5 protein-coding genes and 1 pseudogene are annotated in these 4,019 nt (G+C 67.4%); 3 read left to right on the top strand and 3 right to left on the bottom strand.

Going from position 1 to position 4,019, the window contains the following annotated elements:
- Both ACT6S0_RS27165 and hpaI read left to right on the top strand, forming a co-directional pair.
- The coding region (locus ACT6S0_RS27165; RefSeq protein WP_444766843.1) for an aldehyde dehydrogenase family protein at positions 1-644 on the top strand (644 nt) is incomplete at its 5' end.
- 34 nt (positions 645-678) lie between these two features.
- Positions 679-1,488: a 4-hydroxy-2-oxoheptanedioate aldolase gene (hpaI, locus tag ACT6S0_RS27160; RefSeq protein WP_444766842.1), complete on the top strand. Its 810-nt coding sequence runs from the start codon at positions 679-681 to the stop codon at positions 1,486-1,488.
- A gap of 95 nt (positions 1,489-1,583) precedes the next feature.
- Here hpaI and ACT6S0_RS27155 read toward each other — a convergent pair.
- A pseudogene (locus tag ACT6S0_RS27155) lies at positions 1,584-2,291 on the bottom strand (DUF1826 domain-containing protein); the annotation flags it as partial.
- Entirely contained in the window at positions 2,281-2,625 is a 345-nt protein-coding gene (locus ACT6S0_RS27150) for a hypothetical protein (protein WP_444766841.1), read from the bottom strand. The gene ACT6S0_RS27150 and the pseudogene ACT6S0_RS27155, both read right to left, overlap by 11 nt.
- An 85-nt stretch (positions 2,626-2,710) precedes the next feature.
- On the opposite strand from ACT6S0_RS27150, the gene ACT6S0_RS27145 reads away from it, so the two are divergent.
- On the top strand, positions 2,711-2,950 hold the full coding sequence (locus tag ACT6S0_RS27145) for a hypothetical protein (protein ID WP_444766840.1): 240 nt from the start codon (positions 2,711-2,713) through the stop codon (positions 2,948-2,950).
- A 268-nt stretch (positions 2,951-3,218) separates the two neighbouring features.
- On the opposite strand, the gene ACT6S0_RS27140 is transcribed toward ACT6S0_RS27145, so the two are convergent.
- On the bottom strand, positions 3,219-4,019 hold an 801-nt coding region (locus ACT6S0_RS27140), incomplete at its 5' end, for a TorF family putative porin (RefSeq protein ID WP_444766839.1).

Below are 4,019 nucleotides of genomic sequence, written 5' to 3'. Positions count from 1 at the left end.
CCGCGGTCGAAGGCCTGATGGCCGCGAAGTTCCGCAACGGCGGGCAGACCTGCGTGTGCCCCAACCGCGTGTTCGTGCACGAGGCGGTGCACGAGCGCTTCGCCGATCTGCTGGTCGCGCGCGTGGCGGCGCTGCGCGTCGGCCCCGCCAGCGACGAGTCTTCGCAGATCGGCCCGATGATCAACGCGCGCGCGGTGGAAAAGATCGAACGCCACGTGCAGGACGCCGTGGCGCGCGGCGCACGCGTGCTCACCGGCGGCACGCGGCTGCCTGCACTGGGCAGCAACTACTTCGCGCCCACCGTGCTGGCCGACGCGGACTCGACCATGGCCTGCGCCTGCGAGGAAACCTTCGGCCCGGTCGCGCCGCTCACCCGCTTCACGAGCGAAGCCGAGGTGATCGCCGCCGCCAACGACACGCCCTTCGGGCTCGCCGCGTACTTCTATTCGCGCGACGTGCGCCGCATCTGGCGCGTGGCCGACGCGCTGGAGACAGGCATCGTCGGCATCAACGAAGGCGCTCTGGCAGCCGAGGCGGCACCCTTCGGCGGCGTCAAGGACTCCGGCTACGGCCGCGAAGGTTCGGTCCACGGGCTGGACGACTACCTGCACACCAAGTACGTGTGCCAGGGTCAGCTCGACTGACTCCCGGCGCCCCGACCTCCTCTTCAGGAAAAACATGCCCGCAAGCAACTCCTTCAAGGCGGCCCTGGCCGCACGACAGCCGCAGGTCGGCCTCTGGCTCTCGATGGCCGATCCGTACATGGCCGAGGTCAGCGCGACCGCCGGCTTCGACTGGCTGCTGGTCGACGGCGAACACGCCCCCAACGACCTGCGATCCACGCTGGCCGCGCTGCAGGCGGTGGCGCCGCATCGCGCACAGCCGGTGGTGCGCGCCGTGCAGGGCGATACCGCGCTCATCAAGCAGCTGCTCGACATCGGCGCGAAGAACCTGCTGGTGCCGATGGTCGACACCGCCGAGCAGGCGCGTGCACTGGTGTCGGCCACGCGCTATCCGCCGCTCGGCATCCGCGGCGTGGGCAGCGCGGTCGGACGTGCTTCGCAGTGGAGCGCGCGCACCGACTACCTCGACATCGCCGACGGCGAAGTCTGCCTGCTGGTGCAGGCGGAGACGGTGACGGCGCTGTCCAAACTCGAGCAGATCTGCGCCGTCGACGGCGTGAATGGCGTGTTCATCGGGCCGGCCGATCTCGCGGCCTCCATGGGCCATCGCGGACGACCCGGCCATCCCGAAGTGCAGGCCGCCATCGAGAACGCGATGCGGACCATCGTGGCTTCGGGCAAGGCGGCGGGCACGCTGACCTCCGACCCGAAGCTGGCGCGGCGCTATCTCGAACTCGGCTGCACCTTCGTCGCCGTGGGGGTGGATGTGCTGCTGTACGCGGGCGCGGCGCGCAAGCTGGCGGCCGATTTCCTCGGCGCGCCGGCTGCGGCCCCCTCGGCGCCCGAATCGCGCGGAGCGTACTGAGCCAGGACCGGGACTTCCGCCGCGGCCTGCTGCCGGCACCGGAAATCATCGTGAAGATGCGCACGCTCCTGACGCAGTTCGCCCAGGCGCAGGGCGAAGCGATGCGACCAGGCATTGCTCAATTGCGGCGAACGGTGCACCAGCGCACGCTCACAGCCATTGGCATCCACGCTGCGGCCGTGCAGGAGCGCAACCGCCTGAAGCGGCATGCGCTCGAAAGGGCCTGCGAAACCCTTCGGTGCCCGCAACGCCGTTCCTGCATGGCGGGATGCCACCCATTCCATGCCCAGGCCGCTGTAGCTGCACAGCAGATGCCGCCCGGCGCTTTCGATGTGCCAGTCTTCATCGGTATCGCGGCCGCGGACCTGCAGTGCCAAATCCACCCAGGGGCTTCCGGTGATCAGCGCAAAGCGCGTGACCAGCATGTCGATGTCCGCCACGAGCGCATCCCGTTCGGGTCCGGCCGGCGTGCGCGACGCCTTGCATGCCGCGTGCAGTGCAGTTGCGGCTTCGGCTGCGCGCAGTTGCAGCCGGGCCGTGGGGTGCCTGGCCAGGGGCAAGGCGTCCAGCCATGCCGCAATGGGTGCCTGCTGCGCGCGATTCCACAGCGCGAGGCTCACGCCCGATTCGAGAATCCGCTCCAGCACGTCGATCTCTTCGCCCCGCAGGATCTCCGGCGGCTGCCGAAGCCGTGATGCTTGCTGCCGGTTTGCCGGCGCAACCCGGTTCGGGCAACCGCGGACAAGCGTCCGGCCGGGAGCGATCGCCGCATCGGCGAACGCTCCCTCCAGCTCAGCCGCCATTGGCGATGCCGTAGCGCTGGAGATGTTCGCGCCAGCTCGTGAGGTGGCCTATTTCCCCGTCGGGCGCGCACTCGAGAAGACAGTGCATCACGGAGGCATAGCTCTCCAGCGGCAGGCGGATCAGGAGGCGGGCGCGCGGAGCGCCGCTCTCGCAGGTTGCATTCACGCGCATCAGGGGTTCGCAGCGCAACACGCCGGCGCCCTTGCATGCGGCGATGCCGCGCCGGACGCGGCACGCGTCCACCGATGGCACCGTGACATCGAGCACCTTGAAAGTCGTCTCGCACCTGGCACGCACGGTGCCTGCATATTCCCGATAGGCGGCGTAAGCCATGAAGTTCCTGCAATGGAAAAGAACACGGCTCCAGTATCGGAAGCGGCGTGTGAAAACGGTGTAAACAATGCAGCCGGAGATAGAAATGCCGCGTAAAAAATCGCGGCTGGTACCCGGGCATTTGCGATTTGCGGGGGCGCGCTTCACGATGCGCCGCGACGATGGCAAAGGCCGAAGCGCGTTGCTTCAGCGCTGGCCCGATCCGGAACTGGCCGTGGACGAGCGCGAGATCCGCTCGCGCGGGCGGCCGGGGCTCAGGGCGATCGAGCAGTTGCCGGTGCGCAGCAACGCGGCGAAGTCGCTCCCGGGCAGCGGCACCCAGTGATGGGCGGTGCCTGCCTTGCGAGGCGCGACGCCCAGCCAGCGCGCCCCGCAATGGCCACAGCAAGCCAGAAGAACCTCGGCATCGCCACTGCTTTCAAGTCTTTCCTGTGCGGAATCGAGCAATGGCGTGCCGCAGCAGGACCAATGCAGGCTCATGTCCGGCAAGGCACGAGCCACCCGAACCCACGCCCCGACCCGGGACCAGAGCGTTTCTGCCGGAGGCATGGCATTCACGAAGGCACGCCGCGGCGCGCCTGTCGCCTTCAGGTTCAGAGCGTCTTCGTCAGCGTAAGGATGAAGCGCGTCTTGTTGGGTGAATATTGCTGCTGCGTGGAGAAGTAGCCGAAGTCATACAGCGGTCCGGCCGCCGTGTTGTACGCACTCTTCCTGTTCGCTCCCTGCACGGAACCGGTCAGCGACAGGCCTCCGCCGAAATCGTACGAAGCGCCGATGCTGTAGTCGACATAGCTCCTGTAGGGCGTGTTGTTCCGGATGTCGCTCGACAGGCTCGTGTAGCCGAGCGCGGCCTTCAGCGTGACCTTGGGCACGATCTCCTTGCTGTACGACAGGTTCAGGTAGCCGGTGTTGGTGCCCTTCAATCCCGAGCCGGCCTTGTTGCCGGCAAAGTTGAAGTAGTCCTTCGACACGGTGTGCGAATACTTGGCGGTGAACGAGCCGAGGGTCTCGTTGGCGTAGGTGCCCGCGACGTAAAGCTCGGTGGTGTTGCCCGAGGAGTTGCCCGGGTAGATGTAGGTGAGCGCGCCGACGTCCATGTCCAGCGGGCCGGCCTTGAACTTGTAGCCGCCGTACACGTCCATCTCGATGCTGTTGCCCTTGAGCCAGTTGACGCTGGAGTTCCAGTTGCCCACGTAGAAGCCGCTGTCGCCGAAGGCGTAGTCCAGGCCGCCCTGGATGGCGGGCTTGAAGCCCTTGGTCTTGGCGTAGTCGTTCTTGCCGATCATGTCCTGGTCCTGGCCACGGAACTTGTAGTTCGTGGTGATCGACACGTTGCCCGTCAGGTTCTGGGCGGGAGCTGCCGCAGGCGCTGCTGCGGCGTCGGTCGTTGCAGT

Source organism: Roseateles sp., assembly GCF_052436255.1.
In the GTDB taxonomy this organism is placed as follows: Bacteria; Pseudomonadota; Gammaproteobacteria; order Burkholderiales; family Burkholderiaceae_C; genus Pelomonas.
The sequence above is the reverse complement of the archived record's forward strand: the minus strand, read 5'-3'. Positions and strand labels throughout refer to the sequence as shown.

Bases quoted from the DNA above. Each gene is read 5' to 3' on its own strand.
- ACT6S0_RS27150 (WP_444766841.1), bottom strand. From the start codon at position 2,625: ATGGCTTACGCCGCCTATCGGGAATATGCAGGCACCGTGCGTGCCAGG.
- ACT6S0_RS27145 (WP_444766840.1), top strand. From the start codon at position 2,711: ATGCCGCGTAAAAAATCGCGGCTGGTACCCGGGCATTTGCGATTTGCG.
- hpaI (WP_444766842.1), top strand. From the start codon at position 679: ATGCCCGCAAGCAACTCCTTCAAGGCGGCCCTGGCCGCACGACAGCCG.